The 16,308-nt window shown below is 49.9% G+C and carries 13 protein-coding genes; all 13 read right to left on the minus strand.

All coding sequences use genetic code 11. The features are described from left to right. Positions 1–65: 65 nt before the first annotated feature. The 13 genes from MKY48_RS18665 to MKY48_RS18725 all read right to left on the minus strand — a co-directional run bounded on the left by MKY48_RS18665 (position 66) and on the right by MKY48_RS18725 (position 16,219). Positions 66–869, minus strand: a complete 804-nt coding sequence (locus MKY48_RS18665) for an ABC-2 family transporter protein (RefSeq protein ID WP_339273561.1) — start codon at positions 867–869, stop codon at positions 66–68. Between the two features lie 12 nt (positions 870–881). Further along, positions 882–1,691, minus strand: coding sequence for an ABC-2 family transporter protein (locus MKY48_RS18670; protein ID WP_339265366.1), 810 nt, complete (start codon positions 1,689–1,691; stop codon positions 882–884). Further along, complete coding sequence (locus tag MKY48_RS18675) at positions 1,688–2,671, minus strand: ABC transporter ATP-binding protein (protein WP_076321627.1); 984 nt, start codon at positions 2,669–2,671, stop codon at positions 1,688–1,690. The genes MKY48_RS18670 and MKY48_RS18675 overlap by 4 nt, the downstream gene beginning before the upstream one ends. Positions 2,672–2,731: 60 nt before the next feature. Beyond that, positions 2,732–3,907 (minus strand): radical SAM protein, encoded by a 1,176-nt coding sequence (locus tag MKY48_RS18680; RefSeq protein ID WP_339290308.1) that lies wholly within the window; start codon positions 3,905–3,907, stop codon positions 2,732–2,734. Next, positions 3,879–4,985: a hypothetical protein gene (locus tag MKY48_RS18685; protein ID WP_339290310.1), complete on the minus strand. Its 1,107-nt coding sequence runs from the start codon at positions 4,983–4,985 to the stop codon at positions 3,879–3,881. Before MKY48_RS18685 ends, MKY48_RS18680 begins: the two co-directional genes overlap by 29 nt. A 22-nt stretch (positions 4,986–5,007) precedes the next feature. Next, positions 5,008–6,522 (minus strand): hypothetical protein, encoded by a 1,515-nt coding sequence (locus tag MKY48_RS18690; RefSeq protein WP_339290312.1) that lies wholly within the window; start codon positions 6,520–6,522, stop codon positions 5,008–5,010. After that, complete coding sequence (locus tag MKY48_RS18695) at positions 6,509–6,784, minus strand: acyl carrier protein (protein ID WP_339290314.1); 276 nt, start codon at positions 6,782–6,784, stop codon at positions 6,509–6,511. Before MKY48_RS18695 ends, MKY48_RS18690 begins: the two co-directional genes overlap by 14 nt. Before the next feature lie 553 nt (positions 6,785–7,337). Beyond that, positions 7,338–8,597 (minus strand): MFS transporter, encoded by a 1,260-nt coding sequence (locus MKY48_RS18700; protein WP_339290316.1) that lies wholly within the window; start codon positions 8,595–8,597, stop codon positions 7,338–7,340. Between the two features lie 199 nt (positions 8,598–8,796). Continuing rightward, positions 8,797–9,207 carry a DUF6157 family protein gene (locus MKY48_RS18705; protein WP_339265375.1) on the minus strand — a complete coding sequence of 137 codons (411 nt, stop codon included), beginning with the start codon at positions 9,205–9,207 and terminating at the stop codon, positions 8,797–8,799. Between the two features lie 986 nt (positions 9,208–10,193). Next, positions 10,194–11,960 (minus strand): sugar-binding domain-containing protein, encoded by a 1,767-nt coding sequence (locus MKY48_RS18710; protein ID WP_339265377.1) that lies wholly within the window; start codon positions 11,958–11,960, stop codon positions 10,194–10,196. 37 nt (positions 11,961–11,997) lie between these two features. After that, positions 11,998–14,472, minus strand: coding sequence for a family 43 glycosylhydrolase (locus tag MKY48_RS18715; protein WP_339265379.1), 2,475 nt, complete (start codon positions 14,470–14,472; stop codon positions 11,998–12,000). Between the two features lie 5 nt (positions 14,473–14,477). Next, entirely contained in the window at positions 14,478–15,314 is an 837-nt protein-coding gene (locus MKY48_RS18720) for a carbohydrate ABC transporter permease (RefSeq protein WP_215159481.1), read from the minus strand. A gap of 11 nt (positions 15,315–15,325) precedes the next feature. Beyond that, on the minus strand, positions 15,326–16,219 hold the full coding sequence (locus tag MKY48_RS18725) for a sugar ABC transporter permease (RefSeq protein ID WP_076321643.1): 894 nt from the start codon (positions 16,217–16,219) through the stop codon (positions 15,326–15,328). Between the last annotated feature and the right edge of the window lie 89 nt (positions 16,220–16,308).

Genomic DNA, 16,308 nt, shown 5'->3' on the forward strand with positions numbered 1-16,308 from the left:
TCTACTCTCATTCCTCATGCAAGGATGCAAGCTTGGCATTCATTCAGACCCACCAAACTGCTGGCTTAACTGCTCGCGCTGCTGTATCCTTTTACGGCTTGTTTCCAGAGCAGCCGTACAGCTGCGAAGAGCAGAAGTGAAGCGGCCAGCGCCAGTCCCACATGCAGCCAGTTGAGCTGCTCAAGCAGAAACATCGGTCCGAAATTGGTAATGAGGAATAGAGGAATAACAAAGGTTCCGATCCGCCGGACCCAGGTCGGGTAAATAGCCATAGGGAAATTGTTGGCGTCCCAAATGGAATGGGCGATCTCGGATACGGAGCCCGTCTGGACGAACCAGAATGACAGCAGCGCCGGGATAATCATCAGGCAGTATGTGATGATAACAGAGGCGAGCAGCAGCAGGGCAAACCCCGCGAGCTGCAGGAACGTCAGCGGAATATCCATGGCATGCCAGCCGATACCGACCATGACGAACCCAACCAGAATATCGGGGATCGGCAGCGCCAAATCGACGTAACGCAAGGAAGCCATGAACTGAAGAGATACCGGCTTCGTCAGCATTAAATCAAGCGAACCGTCCTTAATATATTCGGGAATTTTCATGAAATTTGTAAAAAACAGGCCTACATAAATTCCGGTCACCACCGTATGCATGCCTATAAATAGAAGCAGCCCTTCGGGCGGTATGCCATCTACATGAAGATCGGTGCGGAACACGACGAGCACATATAACAGCTTGGCGAGCAGGTAGACGGATTCGACCAGCAGGCTCATCATAAAATTGCCCCGAAACTCCATTTGAGCGATGAGGCAATTTTTGATGAATAAACCGTACAGCCGCATGTATTTCTTCGCGTTTTTAAACATACGCAACGTCCGTTACCCCCCTACTGCCGAATATTTCTTCATGGAAATGCGCCAAGTCAGACGGGATAACCAGAAGAACAGCAGAATCCACCCACACTGGATTAGCAGCCCTTGGTACATAGCCGCCGCTTCCGCTTTGCCGCTGAGGATATTGACCGGAAAATAAATCGTATATGGGAATGGCGTGTACTGAAGTGCCTTCACAATCGACTCCCCGAAAATCTCGAGCGGAAACATGCCTCCGCTCAAAATATTGACGAGCAGACTTGTAATGACAAAAAAATACGAGATCTCATGCAGATAAAAAGCACTCGCACAGATGCAGTAGGCGATCAGGAAATTGAGCAAAAGCGCCCCCGATAGCGTGACCGCGAACAGGATCAGGCGTATAGCCTGGAGCTCGAGCACGCCACCAGCAGATGCGAAACCAATAATCCCGATGAGCAGTAAAGCTGTAATCCCGTAATAGATCGCCTTCTGGCCGAAAAAAGATACCAGCCGATACCCGAAATAGCTGATCGGTTTGATCAAATACTTGTTAAGACCACCGTTTTTGATATCGTCGGCAATCTGGTGCTCGAACTGGGTAGCGATCAGCTTGGACACCAATCCAGCCAAGATCGTATACAATATAATTTGACCGTACGAATACGAGAACAGCGCATCCTGACCGGAATGCCGGTACACCGCCGTCCAGATGAAATACTGGACAACAATCGGAAACGTGGCCCCCAGAAGACCAAGAAAGAAGTGAAAACGGTATTCCATCGAATGCTGGACGCCCATTGAAAAAACAGCCCTATACAATTTGCCTCTGTTCATCCGACGGATTCCTTGCGGTAGAGCATCGAAATACTCTCCTCGATCGCCACGTCCTCTATTGTCCAGTCCACGATCGGAAACGAATCGAGCACGGCACGCGACACTTCCTTCAAGCGGTACTTAGGCAGCTCCAAAACTGCGTTGTAGTCGTCTGCGCTGACGATTTTTCCGAATTTGGCCAACCGCTGCTCGGCAACGGGTTCGGAGAATTGCAGCCTTATCACTTTGTTCTCGCCAAAAAGATCGTTGATTTTATGAAGATCACCGTCATACAGAATACTGCCTTCATTAATGATGATCGTCCGCTTACACAGATCCTCCACATCCTTCATGTAGTGGCTCGTCAGCAGAATTGTCGCGCCGAATTGTTCATTGTAGTATTTCAGAAACTCCCTGACCTTCTTCTGGGAAGGGAAATCGAGGCCGATCGTCGGCTCATCGAGATAAAGCAGCTTAGGGCGGTGGATTAGAGCGGCGATGAGCTCCATTTTCATCCGCTCCCCCAGGGACAACCGACGCACCTGCACGTCCAAAAGGTCCTGCACATCAAGCATTTCCGATAACTCGGCAAGACTCCGGCGGTAGAGATCATCGTCCACGTCATAAATACATTTGTTCAAATAAATCGACTCGCTGGCGGGAAGGTCCCACCAAAGCTGGTTTTTCTGACCCATCACGATGGAGAAAAGCCGCTTGAACTCATTCTTTCGCTCCCACGGCACATAGCCGAGTACATCGGCCTCTCCGCTCGTGGGATATAGAATGCCCGATAACATCTTGAGCGTCGTAGTCTTACCCGCCCCGTTAGGCCCAAGAAAACCAACACACTCGCCGGGACCGATATCGAAGGAAACGGATTTAACCGCTTCCTTCACCAGTGACTTGCGAGCAAACAAGTTTTTCAATGAATTTTTGAGTCCGGCTTCTTTCCGGTAATACACAAACGATTTGTGCAGCTCCCGTACACGGATATAGTCCATCTCCGCTCCTCCCAAACGTATGCCTGATCTGCCTGAATGAACGGCATAAAGTTTAAACGCTTAAACTCCATTGTTATAAAGCAGCACACATTTCGAGCAAATCGGCATCAAACCGCAGGCCAGAACCTCGCGCTGTTTCCGAAGATCTTCGCCGTGGAAAATATCCGCCACGCTATCTTCATACAAATTGCCGACACTGAATTCCGGGAAAAATTTGCACGGATTCACTTTGCCGTCCGGCATCACGTCCATCCGGTTCGAGATCGAGAAGCACTTCGTCCGGTTCATGGCCGGCTTCTCGCTTCCACGGATAAACCCTTCCACCTCTTCGGGCTCCAGCGCGGGCTGATATCGGATACGTACATTCCATACGCGTGAATTGACGCGTTTCAGCTCTTCGATCAATGTATCGAAATGCTCCGGCGATATGTGAAATGTGAAGGAGTGCCAGCTGTTCTTATGATCGTCCGCAAAGCGGGAAGCAAGGTGAGGGAAATGGGCATCAAAATAGGTATCCATTTTCTCCGCCGTACCGGAAGGGATGTACCAAGGGAAGCAGAAGTACACGGAATCTACGCCCATCTCTTCAAAGTATTCCATAAAGCTGTAAAGCTTGCCGACCATCTGGTCATTTACTGTCAGAGCTACAGATACTTTGCCTTTATACAAGCCCTGCTTTTGCAGATCCAGCAGGAGCTGTATGGCGTGGATCACTTTCTTGAATGTGCCTTTGCCTCTTATTGCGTCATTCTCTTTCTCGAAGCCTTCCAGGCTGACCAGCATGACCAGATTTTCCGACATTTTCAGAATAGAATCCAGCTTCTGTTCAATGAGAATCGCATTCGTACAAATGGTCGTATACCGGTCTTCTTTGGCCAGCAGCTCCGCCAGTTCATCGAACTTGGAGTAGAACAACGGCTCCCCGCCCCACAGGAACACGCGCGATTTGCGTTCTCTCGTTTCGGCAAGTAGCTTCTCCACGACAGGAATCTCGATTTCGTCGTTCTTTACTTCTTTGGCAAAGCCGTGATGGAAGCCTTCCGGATTCCATTCGAAGCAATGCTTGCAGCGCAGATTGCATCCGTTATTGAGTTTGATCCCAATCTCATAAGGTACAGGGGCCGCATAAGTCGGGTCCTCTTTGAGCTTCCTTCCCGTTTCCGCTAGCGGTACCAGGGTTCTTTTCATATTACGGAACGTCAGTTGGTCAAACGTAACTGCTGTTTTCGGCTGCATAGGTGTTCCTCCCAAAATGGTTGATTTTTGATCGCTGCTCCAACAAACGTCTGCAAATCTCCTCTAGCATAGGTTTCGAAAAATCCTGAGCTTTCCATTCCGCAAACCGGATACCGAAACCACAGGATTCCCAATAGGCTGAATTATGAAGCTCATGGTCGCCAAACGGTTCCAGCATGACAAAAGGGATTCCGAACGCCAGCGAGTCGTTCAGGGTCGCTCCCCCCGGCTTGCTGATGATTGCAACGCAATTTCGCATGAGGTCCGTGTAAGCAGAGTAATCCCCGAGTGGAAACTCCTGGAGAACGCCGTCTTCACGGACATAACGCACCATCGGCGGAAATGTGTGCCGCCCCTGCACATCCCTGCTCCACGGATCCCAGAAGGCCTCCGTTCCGAAGTAGCGCGTAACCCCGTCGTCCTCCTCCACCTCAGAGGGATCGTAAACGATCACATCAAGGCTGTATCCGAGCTTACGAAGTTCTGAGATCGTTGCGGCATAGGTCCCGATCCCCCAGCCGCCGCCATGGATCAGAATGCGTCCGGTACGCTGCGCGTAAGGCAGAGGCTCTGCTTCGTCCGAAGCAAGGTAACTGCCCGGCGACAGCTTTGAGTGCTCGTAGAACCAGATGTTGTCGTAGCCTAAATATAATTGCTTGTGTACCTTATAAGACGGCGTATCACTCGCATCCAACCGAATCAGCCGGATGTCCAGCGGGATGCCGGCAGCTGCCTTATAACGCTCCAGGATTGGCAGCCAGAAGCCGGTAAAGACGGCAAAGCGGGAGACACCGGCCTGTCTCCAGTCGTCCAGCATTCTCCGGACCGCTTCCTCATCCAGGGAAGAGTCAACGGGCTTGGCCAGCTTATGGCCCATACGGGCAACGGAGAAATCCGCATGGAATGCTTTTTTGGTAGAGCGTATCTTGTGCCGGACTTCCTCGTGATACAAGTTCTCCAGAACATGAACCTCTGTTCCGATACCTTTGCCTTGCAGGTACGTATGCAGATGCATAGCCGGAATGTATGCGCCAAGCGAATTGCCCGACGCCAGCAAGGTGACCGAAGATGAATACATGCGCAGCCTCCGAGTTCCAGATTTAGTTGTACACTTTAACGGATAAGTCGGCGAGCATCTGACGCAGGTTTTTGACCAATTCGCTGCGATGTTCGTCGTCACGTCCCAGCACGGCTGCATACAGCCGTCCCTTCGGCATACCCCGTTTGTTCTGTGTTCCTTCGGCGATACGGCGCCGTGTTAGAATCTCGTTCACCATGACGGTATTGGATGATAACGGAACGATCCCGTAATCCCCGGGTGCTGTCAACAGAAGACCGGATTCGCGCAGAGAATGCAGGAGTTTCCCGAATGTGAAGCCTTGCGGAAGACCGAGAGAAAAGAACGTAAGCCAGCCGATAAGGCCATATGGTTCCCACCATTTATCGAGATACGCGTTAATCAGTCCCATGGACTTGCGGGCGTTGATCTCCACAATGGATACGACTTCTCCGTCCTCCAGGATCATGGAGTCGAAGCAGACAAAGCCGTGGTAGCCGTCCTCGGCCAGCGCCCGGAGCGCTTTCTCTATCACCGTAAAATAGCCGGCGTTCTCCAGCATGTCGTTAAAATCTTCATCGGCTTGGATAGACCCGCTGTAATTTTGCTGGTGATTCATCATCCGCTGAACGGAGATGAACTCCTTCTCACCGTTCTCCTGGATAAACCAGTGAGAACTGAAGTCGGTCACTTTCGGCAGCAGGGGCTCTAGCAGAAACTGAACGCGCAATCCGCTGCCCTCCTGTTTATACAGGTGCTCCGCTATCCTTCGCTGCATGGCTTCGCTATCAATGAGCAGGTTACCCTTGCCCGAAACACCGAATGGATCTTTCAGCAAATACGATCCCCGCTTCAAAAGCGTAGTTCCAATCGCCTCTATTTCCGCAGCGCTGTTTGCCTCCATCCCGTAGCACTTCTCGCCGATGCTAGCCAGGAGTCTGCTCGAGTATATCTTGGAGTTAACACGTACAACCGTCTCCATGTCCGGTAAAGGATCAAACGGTCCTGCGGCACGGAGGTAAGTTTCCGTTTCTGCCGTAATAGCGTACGGTGATAGAATGTTGGTAGCGTTGGTGAACAACGCTTCATCCGGTGATTGTGTTTGGCGCAAACCGTTTGCGGCATATAAGGAAGAGATCGATCCCGGCAAGAGTGCACCCTCAGAATAACCGGCACCTGCCGTCTGCAGCACCCTGTTTGCCGTTATAGGATCTTGGGCTTGTTCGGCTGCAAGGCTGAACATGCACCGCTTGAAAACGTCTGATCCTGGTAAAGGCTTATGCTCATCGTTCAAATCATAGTGATAATGGGACTGAAAAGAAAAACCCAGCCCGTTCAGGTATTCGTGCAGCGCCGGATCAATTTTGCAACGACTGTAAAGGACATCGTCCGGTCCGCAAAATGGAAATAGCAGCTCGTCCATGCAGAGGACAATCGATTCCCGGTCCTTATCGGGCATAGCGGGCAGCCGGGCCAGATCCGGATCCCTCCAACGTGTTTCGGGATCGAAGGTACCCATCACGATTTTCGGAATCACGCCGGCATCATTGCTTGACATCTTCGTATAGGGGCTGCTCCTGCGATTGGCAGCTTTTCAGAAAAGTGATAAATGAGTCGATCGACTGGAGATGTTCGTAATCGAATTGGTCATAGTCAATGACCACGTTTAACTGTTCTTCGACTTTGAGCATAAACTGGATCATTTGCAGAGAATCCAGGCCTATATCGTTGTTTAGATCCGTATCGAGGGACAGGTTTTGGCGGAGTTCCGGTTGGTCTTCTTTGATAGAGCACAAAATGTCTACGATTTTACCGTACATGACTACACTCCTTTAGTGGGTTAATATACGAGGTACAACCGAATCTTTACATTTAGAAATTCCATTCGAACAAAAACTCCTAAAACATATTCCCTCCTTTTACCATAGTTACAATTATTATCTTCCTGGTGTTAAAATCTGTCAACAATAAATATAACAGGATTCGATAGAACGAAAATTGCCGAAAACTACGTCCAGATGGTATTAGAAAATTATAAGGATGGATCAGAGTCTCGATAACCGCGGCTTCATCTACGTAGATATTCTTGTTCACGACAAAAGGAGCTGTAACCTCTAAAGGTCACTAGCTCCTTGTATTCATGACTTGGTAATATGCTTGATGGTTCCTATGCGCACGATAACCAGCCTGGGACACTTCGTATAAGCTTCCACACTTCATTCGGTATGTCGATTTTCTGTTGATCCTTTTTTCTGCTGATCCTTTAACGAATGGGGCGTTCGGATATTCATCCTCGCTTATTATAACTGGAGAAACATCCCGTGGCAGACGGATGTACTAGATCTGAAGCCGCTGTGGTCCAGGCTTGAAGCATTAATCCGAAGTGGCTTCTTGTTCTTTTGGCAGTGGCAAACCCGCTTCAACCAATCGCTTGTTCCGAGCGAAGAATACCGTAAGTACGAGCATAAACAGTCCGGTACCGATCAGCAGCCATTCGATTTTAACCACATCAGCAAGCGGTCCGAATATCAACATCCCGATGGGCATCATGGAAGTCGAGATCATCCCGAAGACACCGAATATACGTCCCAGATAATTTTCGTCCACCTTCTCCTGCAGCATGACGGTCGTCGGCGTATTAAATATAGGCATCGCTACTCCGAACACAGCCATGATGGCTAAGTAAATCCAGAATACAGGTACAATGCCGAGCGCAAAAGTAGATGCGGCCATGATGAAGCTGGCTATAGCCATCGTGTACACTTTATTTTTGAACCCGCCCCATGACGCGATGATCCCTCCTCCTGCCATCATGCCGACGGAAAACGCGATTTCGATTGCCGTTAAGCGCCATACATCGTCACCGAAGCTGCGGGTAACCTGCAGCGGAGTCAGAAAGGCAGCAGGTGCCATGAGCACAAAGAAAAATGCGAAGAAGATAAAAAAGGATTTTAAAAAGGCATGCTGTTTTATATACGCCAAGCCCTCCTTGAAGTCGTCCAGGTAGCCTGTACTTTGCGTATCAGATGCCTTTTTGTGCAGCGGAATTTTGAGAAAGACAAACAAGGTAAAGATCGCGATCGCAGCCGTAACGACGTCGATAAAAAAAATCATTTCGATCGTTGCCATGGTAAGCAAAGCCGCGCTGACAATAGGCGCTACGAACATGGTGAGTGCTTGCAGGCTGCCGTTAATACCGTTAACTTTCGTTAGCTTCTCTTGCGGCACAATTTGAGGCAATATCGCCCCGACCGCTGGTGTCTGAATGCCTGCCCCGAGTGCACGTACGGCAGAAATGACAAACAGCAGCCAAACCGCTTGGTAGCCAAGCATAAACGTGATGGCCAAAATTAGCGTAACCACCGCGATCATTGCATCCGCAATCATAATGAGCGATTTACGATTGAAGCGGTCCGCCCATACGCCCGCAAACGGCGACAGCAAAAACGTCGGAATGAATCCGCAAATAATATACAGCGTCATCATCATGCCTGACTGCGTAGTCAGCGTGATGTACCACATAATGGCATATTGCACCAAGGCAGAACCAAACAGTGAGAGTGTCTGGCTGCTTAAGAAGAGAATGATATTCCTTTTCCAATGGATTTTCTTATCATCTTCGGTTTCTGACATCATCCCACCCTTTCGTGTATTATCTTACGCGATTTACACTCATTTTAACTTAAAACATCATGTGACATTTCTTCTTAATTGCTCATTTTACGTCCATCAGAACGGCGGCCGATCCAATGATTTATGTTCCGATCCTTTGGTTACAATTCCTATGTGTCTCATTGAACTGTATAGGCGAACATGAAATTTCCGATATCTCCTATGCTCGTTTGGAGCGCATCGCCTTTACTTGAGCAATGCCTTTATCGTTCATGAGTTTTGCGTATTCCTCTGACTCTACGGCATAAATCGCGACTTTCCCTTGAGCGTCATGATGAATACCCCAGCCAAAGCGTTTGCTCAAGGACGAGGTTCGGAGACAAGGCTGCCCTTTGGAGAAGAACTTCTCGCGAGCGAATACTCTATCATTTTCCGAGATATGATTGCGCGCGGCAAACACTTCAAATAACACATCCTCTTGCGTGTATTGGTAGGGATGGTTCGATATCATCTCATACTGAATAACCGGTATGGTCTTAGACTCACCTTTTGCCTTCGGAATTTTAGCCGCGCTAACAGGGCAGTCTTCAGAAACTTGAATAAAGGTATTGTAATAATTCATATCTTTCATATTATAAGAATTACCTCCCGTTCATTTTTAGTTCTCTCTCATCCTGCCCTTTCCATATAAACATAATATCCTCATTTTCTTTGCAGAGATAGTGGTTTTCTCAGGACAACAACTTACGTCGTAACATAAAGTTCTCCCGTCTACATTGCATATTGTTCTCCTTACTAGAGATAACTTTTTGGATTGTAATATAATTTATTGTAGCGCCATTATATAAGACACATAGATGCACGACATGTTTCTTGTATCGCTATATCTCCTTTCCAATTTATCTACTTTTGGAAACATTAATATAATCTGAATATTTATCGCCAGGTGCGAAAAATATTTAAATTATAGAGAAACCCATATGGGAAACCAATGATACTTTGGGGCATTTTACGAGATAGAAGCTGTTAGACTAACTACGTGCGGACCGTGATTCCGCTATTCGTAAGCAAAGGGGCTTAATATAAGGTTAAGCGGACACAGATTCCGCTATTTCCTGATATACCACCCTAAAAACAGGAGAAACCGAGAATAACGGATTCTGTGTCCGCGAAGTCTTGAATTTGGTACATTTATTCGGAAATAGCGGATCTCCTGTCCGCATACATCAGACGCACACCGCATACAGCAGACGCACACCGTATACATCAGTGCACACTGCATACATCAAATGCACACTGCATACTTCAGTGCACACTGCCCATCAATTGTCCCGACGTTTGCATTTATTGAATAGGTATTGCCATTACCAGCTCTTTCGTGGAGTTTTTCGAGCTTATCCATTCTGTTCAGGTTGAGTTTCCGTCAAGCAACTCTTCATTATGGGCCTATATCCGGCACGTTGTATTTTCCCGTTATATGAAAAACAAACTCCAAAACGGCTGGAAGAAGCGGCAGGGACCCGTCGATTGACGAGTCCCTGTTCTTTCCATGCCTATATCTCATGAGAAAACATAACCTATTCCAGAAAAAAGTATGGTTGTACGTTCTCTATTCGCTTACGCCAAGTTTATGCTTCGAATTGAGTCCATGTTCACTTTCGGTTTACGATCGATCGTCAGCAAGCCGTTCACTTCCTGCTGCACGTCCGTAATTTGTGTATAGCAGAATCCGCTCACGTAGGGTAAATTTTTTATGGCTTGCGTAATTCCCTCGTATCGCTTCAAAAATTCCTCCTCGTTGCGAACCTGATTGCCGTAACCCCAACCCTCTTCGCTTGTGAAGGCGATGCCGCCATATTCGCTGATGATCACAGGCTGGCCTCGATAGCCATAACCCTGTGCGAATGGATAACGATGCTTGTTATGCGCAAATTCGTTGCCTAACAGCGCGTCTTTGTCCCGATATCGCTCTTCCAGCATAGCGCCTATCTCTTCATAATCGTGGAGTGTGATGATATCCGAAATCGTATGCTCCCAGCCATCGTTCACGATGACCGGCCGCATCTGGTCGAATGCCTTGGTCAAATGATAGATCGATTCGGTAAATTGTTGCTGCTTGCGGTCGGTGGCTATGTCGGTTATCCCCCAGGACTCGTTGAACGGTACCCATGCGATAATGGAAGGATGATTGTAATGCTGCCGGACAACAGCCATCCACTCATTCGTGAATCGCTCCACCGCATCGTCCCCGAATTCGTAGGTCGACGGCATTTCCGACCATACCAGCAGCCCTTTGCGGTCGCACCAATATAAGTAACGGGGATCTTCCAGCTTCTGATGCTTGCGCACGCCGTTAAAGCCTAGGGCAAGCGTTTTGTCGATGTCTTCCAGCAGCGCTTCCTCCGACGGAGGCGTCAGATGCGTATCGTTCCAATAGCCCTGGTCCAGCAGCAATCTCTGATAGATCGGCGTATGATTCAATATAATTTGATCGCCTACGATCCGGATGCTCCGCATGCCGAAATATGAATAGACCGTATCGATGGGATTACCGTTTTGTTTCAGGATCATCTCGACATCGTATAAATTCGGATGATTCGGATGCCATGGCTTGATCTTCCATTCCCCTACCGCTTCGTTGACGACGCTTACGTCAACCGTTACGGTTCCTCGCTCCACACTCGTTTCCGTCGAGCGGATCAGCTTCCCGTCAAACCGGATGATCGTCTGAAGGGTTAATCCATCATAATCATGCCCGGAATTGCCGAGTTCATAATGGAAGTTCGCTGCCCCGCGCTCAAGCTCAGGAGTTATTTTCACCCGGTTGATATGAATCGGATTCACGTACTCCATCCATACGGTCTGCCATATCCCCGTCGTCTGCACATACCAGCAGCCGAAGTTGTCCTTCATCCATCGCTGCTTGCCGCGCGGTTGGGTACAGCTGTTGCTGTCCACAGCTCGAACAGTAATCCTGTTCTCTCGGCCAAGCTCGACCGCCTCGGTAATATCGAAGGAAAAGGCTGCGTATCCTCCCTCATGCGTACCGATTTTGTTGCCGTTGACCCACAGGGTCGCCGAGTAATCGACCGCTTGAAAATGCAGCAAGACACGTTTGCCTGCTTCCTTAGCAGGTATGGCAACCATCCGCTCATACCATACGCAGGGATGGAACGATTCATCTGCTATACCGCTTGCTTTCGTCTCGAACGCGAAGGGGACCGTAATTTTGCGGTCGGCTTCAAGACGGTCGTACCACTTGCCATCTTCCCCTTCCCATGCATCGTCGAACCGGAAATCCCATTCCCCGTTCAGATTTTCCCAGTTTTCACGTACCAATTGCGGTCTGGGATAGTCTTTAATATATTTGTGCGAGCTAGACATTATGTTCCACTCTCCATCTTCTGTAAGTTTATCGTATCTATTTCGTACCTATGGATTCCACCGTCAAGTCGCCGAGCTCGATCTGCTCCACATGAACCGATCGCAGGCCTACTCTCCCCTGCATGAATGCCTGGGGATCATCGTATGTCAGGACCGGCTCTTCCCCGTCCTGCACATATACGCGAATCGTGCCTCGGACCGCCTCGATGCGCAAGCTTACCGGCTCGTTTGGTTCCAGCGAAACCTTGACGCTATGCAGCAATTCGGAATCGTAATTATGTTTGTACAGCTCGAGTTTCGTCGCGCTGACCGCAAGGAAATATCCCATCAGCGAATCGCTCACTTGATCCCGGAAATCCGACTCGTTAGTCACTCGGAAGAGCACGCCCGCCTGACCGGACGGATCGTCGCCCAGCTTCACGGTCGTCCGGATACGATAGTCGGTCCAAAGGGGGCTTCCTCCATACATCTTTGCATCGGAATTAGCAGCCCCGGCAAAACCGCCGACAGTTTCGATCCACTGGCCGTGGACATCCTCGGAGCTTGTTTGTTCCAAAAGATGCTCCAACTTGAACGTATGCTCGTCGACCAGCTCGAAGTCCATCGTTTTCCATTCCATCGTATGGTCGCTGTCCAATTGAATGGCAAGGCTATGTAATCCCTTTTCAAGCTTTAGGGATCCAACCCGAATTTTAACCCAGGGTTCGTTACCGGAGTAATGGCTGCCGTCGACTTTATAGTTTCCGGCTTTCTTATCGTCCACGAGCAGCTTGAAGGATGCCGGCCCCGCTCCGGCCTTGACCGTTAGGTCCAGCGCATACATGCCGGATTCCGACACGTTCACCGCATAACGCAACCAGTCGCCTTTTTCCGTCAGCGATGCCGAGTAGCTCCCATCCTCTGCCACCTGGATCGCCGTACCGTCAGAACTACGCCATGCGCTTGCTGCCGATGGATGACGGACCGAGAATCCTCTGCCTTCGCCGCTTAAGTAATGCACCGCTTCAATGCTGCCCGGAAGCGGTTTTGCCGTTTCGAAATCACTGCTGCCGGAAGCGTGATTCGAGAATGCCGTATACGAAAAGCTCGGCTCGCCGGTTTCGTATCGATAACCGATTTTGCCTGATCCAAACGGTTCCGCTGATTGATCGAGCTTCAGAGTGCCGTCCAGGTAAACCCGGAGCCGATCTCCTCCGCGCTCGACGCGAATCGTGTGCAGCTTGGACCAATCCGTGTCTTCGGAAATCTTCGCCGTTGCAAGCACATCGCGTGTTCCACCCTCCATCCTGCCCACGGATATCCGGTTTAGCTCGGGCTCGATTTCGGCGAATCCGTATTGATTCGCTTCCTGATACGCAAACAAAGCCGCGACGCGAGCCTTCGATGGGACCACGTTATATTCGGCCGTATACATTTGATCCGTGCTCTCCTTGCTCACGATTTGTGCCATTCCTCCAGAATTCACTGCTTCCCACCGGCTTTGATTGATGGCGGCTGCATCCAGCCTATCGGCAAAGACCGGCCCTCCCGGAACGGGCTGGTCGTAATTCGTAGGCCCCAGAATCTCCATCTTGTCTCCGTTGAAGACCAGCCTGTCGATGTTCATGCGACGGACAGGCGGGCCTTCCTGAGATCTTCCCGTCAAGTTATGATATACGAGATAATAGGAATCCAGATCGGGTCCGAGTACGGTCGAGCTGTGGCCGAGCCCGTAGAACTCCGGCTTGGTACTAATCACAAGCGGGTTGTTGACCGGAACGGTATACGGACCGAGCGGCGAATCATGGGACACGGCATAGTGAATGCGATAACCTTTGCTGAACACGTGATTGCCGGTATACGTCATGTAATAGGTTCCGTTCCGTTTGATAATCATGGACCCTTCCGTCCAATGTCCCAGATAGGGCCCTGGGATCGTCTGACCCACCCCGAATTCGGCGGGGCCGTCCATGGGAACGCCGACAATGCCTGACGAACCTGCATGCGTGAACAGCCATGAGCCGTCATCGTCGATAAACACCGAGCCGTCGATACTCATCCCGACGTTCTCGGAGATCCGTTCGAACGGGCCTGTCGGCGATTCGCTGCGAAACACATAATGCCCCTTTCCTGCCGGAGACGTATAGAGATAGAACCAGCCGTTCCAGTAAATCACTTCTGGTGCGTAGGCGCCGGTCGATACGGGATCCTCCGTCACCAGACCCGCATACTTCCAATCGACCAGATTGTCCGATATCCAAGCCTTGATGCCCGTCCGGTGATCCTTCGTGCTGACATACAAATAATAGCGGCCGTCATGCCGTAATACATACGGGTCCCCATTGCCGTAATCCTCCCATTCTTCCTCTAGGGAAGGAAAAGGATTGGCGTACATCTTTTCGTTGTAAATGTCCAAATCGACCGCCTCCGGTTTCGTTCTTGAATCGCATCCCGACAATGCCAATCCGGCCAGTAATCCTAACGTGCCAAGACAACAAACGATCTTCGTCAGGCGCGGCATACTTATCGGCACATGCCTCACCCCTTGATTCCGCTGATTGCCATCGACTCGATAAAATATCTTTGGCAGAAAAAGAACACGATGATTACCGGCACCATGGCGATGATAGCGGCAGCCATGATCATCGGATAGTCCGACTGGCCGATGTACATGGCCTGCATCGAGGCGATCAGCACTTGAATCGTTTGCTTCTCAGGCGTGTGCAAGTAAATCAGCGGACCAAGAAAATCATTCCAAATGCCCATAAAGCCAAGTGCGGCTTGAGCAGCGAGGGCCGGCTTCATGATAGGCAGCGCGATTTTGAAGAATATGCCCGGAAAGCTGCAGCCGTCGATCTTCGCCGCTTCGATCAATTCCGTCGGCATCGCGCTCTGCATATATTGCCTGATAAAAAAGATAACAACGATGTTGCCGAACAGGCCGGGCACGATGAGCGGCAGCAGTGTGTCCACCCAATCCAGCCTGGAAAATCCGATATACTGCGGTATCATAACGACCGAATACGGAATCATCATCGTTCCGAGCAAACCCATGAACAGCATGCCTTTGTAAGGAAATTCGAATTTACCGAACGCATAGGCAGACATCGCGGATACCAGCATCCCAATCGTTAGGACGATCACCACGATGATCAAGCTGTTCATGAATCCGTGAAGCAAGGGCGACTCCAGCCAGACTTTTGCATAGTTATCGAACGTAATCGGATCGGGAATCCACTGTGGCGGAATTTCAAATACGTTTCGCCGATCCTTTAATGAAGTCGAGATGGTCCATATGAACGGTGCGATCATAAAGATCGAACCGCAAAGCAACAGCAGCAGCGACCAGAGGTCCGTCATTTTTTCCCGTTTCACAGATTTCCCCCCTAGTCTTGGTAAACCCATCGATTGGAAAGCTTAAATTGAATGAGCGTAACGATAAAGATGAGAATGCCCAGTACCCAGGCCACCGCGCTGGCATAGCCCATATTGAAGTACTCGAACGCGTGCTGGAAAATATAATAGACGACCGTGGCACCGCTGTATTCCGGCCCGCCATCCACCGCAAGCACGTAAATTTGGCTGAATGACTGGAACGCGCCAATGATACCCATGACGATGACGAAAAAATGGATCGGCGTGAGCAGCGGGATCGTAATTCGCGTCAGTTTGTGCCATGCACCAGCGCCATCGATTTCCGCAGCTTCATAATACGTTGAGGAGATCGATTGCAATCCTGCAAGGTACAGCACCATGTTCCCGCCGATGCCGCTCCACAGCCCGATCAGGATGAGCGAAGGCTTCACCCACTCCGGCTTGCCCAGCCAGTTAGGCCCGGTTATACCGAACGTTTCCCACAGGAAGTTGTTGAGCAATCCGTAATCCTGATTCAATATCCACTGCCACAGCAGTGATACCGCGATAATCGGCGATATGACCGGAAGATAATAAATCGTCCGCATGAACGAGATGCCGGCAAATTTGCGGTTCATTAAGATGGCCAGCAGCATTGAGAGGATCATGCCGAGTGGAATGCCGATCATCAAATAGATCGTATTGTACAACGATTTGAACACTTTCTCGTCTTTCAACAGATCCTTATAGTTTCCGAGCCCCGACCACTGCGGATCGGTAAGCATATCCCATTTGTGAAAGCTGATATAGATCGAGAACAAGATCGGCACAAGGCCGAACAAAAGAAACCCGAGAACCGGCGGAGCCACGAACAGATACAACCACGCCAGTTCTCTTCTGCGATACCCGCCAAGCTTGGTACCCATATTCCATTCCACCTTCGCCTGTATTCGTTATGACAGGATGTCCGTACGGCGGGAGGCACCGATTTGGATGGCTGACGCCCCCCTGCCTT

This window comes from Paenibacillus sp. FSL W8-0187 (assembly GCF_037969755.1).
In the GTDB taxonomy this organism is placed as follows: Bacteria; Bacillota; Bacilli; order Paenibacillales; family Paenibacillaceae; genus Paenibacillus_AQ.

Coding starts and splice junctions, on each gene's coding strand:
- MKY48_RS18670 (WP_339265366.1), bottom strand. CDS start 1,691: ATGAACAGAGGCAAATTGTATAGGGCTGTTTTTTCAATGGGCGTCCAG.
- MKY48_RS18665 (WP_339273561.1), bottom strand. CDS start 869: ATGTTTAAAAACGCGAAGAAATACATGCGGCTGTACGGTTTATTCATC.
- MKY48_RS18700 (WP_339290316.1), bottom strand. CDS start 8,597: ATGTCAGAAACCGAAGATGATAAGAAAATCCATTGGAAAAGGAATATC.
- MKY48_RS18680 (WP_339290308.1), bottom strand. CDS start 3,907: ATGCAGCCGAAAACAGCAGTTACGTTTGACCAACTGACGTTCCGTAAT.
- MKY48_RS18710 (WP_339265377.1), bottom strand. CDS start 11,960: ATGTCTAGCTCGCACAAATATATTAAAGACTATCCCAGACCGCAATTG.
- MKY48_RS18695 (WP_339290314.1), bottom strand. CDS start 6,784: ATGTACGGTAAAATCGTAGACATTTTGTGCTCTATCAAAGAAGACCAA.
- MKY48_RS18690 (WP_339290312.1), bottom strand. CDS start 6,522: ATGTCAAGCAATGATGCCGGCGTGATTCCGAAAATCGTGATGGGTACC.
- MKY48_RS18685 (WP_339290310.1), bottom strand. CDS start 4,985: ATGTATTCATCTTCGGTCACCTTGCTGGCGTCGGGCAATTCGCTTGGC.
- MKY48_RS18725 (WP_076321643.1), bottom strand. CDS start 16,219: ATGGGTACCAAGCTTGGCGGGTATCGCAGAAGAGAACTGGCGTGGTTG.
- MKY48_RS18675 (WP_076321627.1), bottom strand. CDS start 2,671: ATGGACTATATCCGTGTACGGGAGCTGCACAAATCGTTTGTGTATTAC.
- MKY48_RS18705 (WP_339265375.1), bottom strand. CDS start 9,207: ATGAAAGATATGAATTATTACAATACCTTTATTCAAGTTTCTGAAGAC.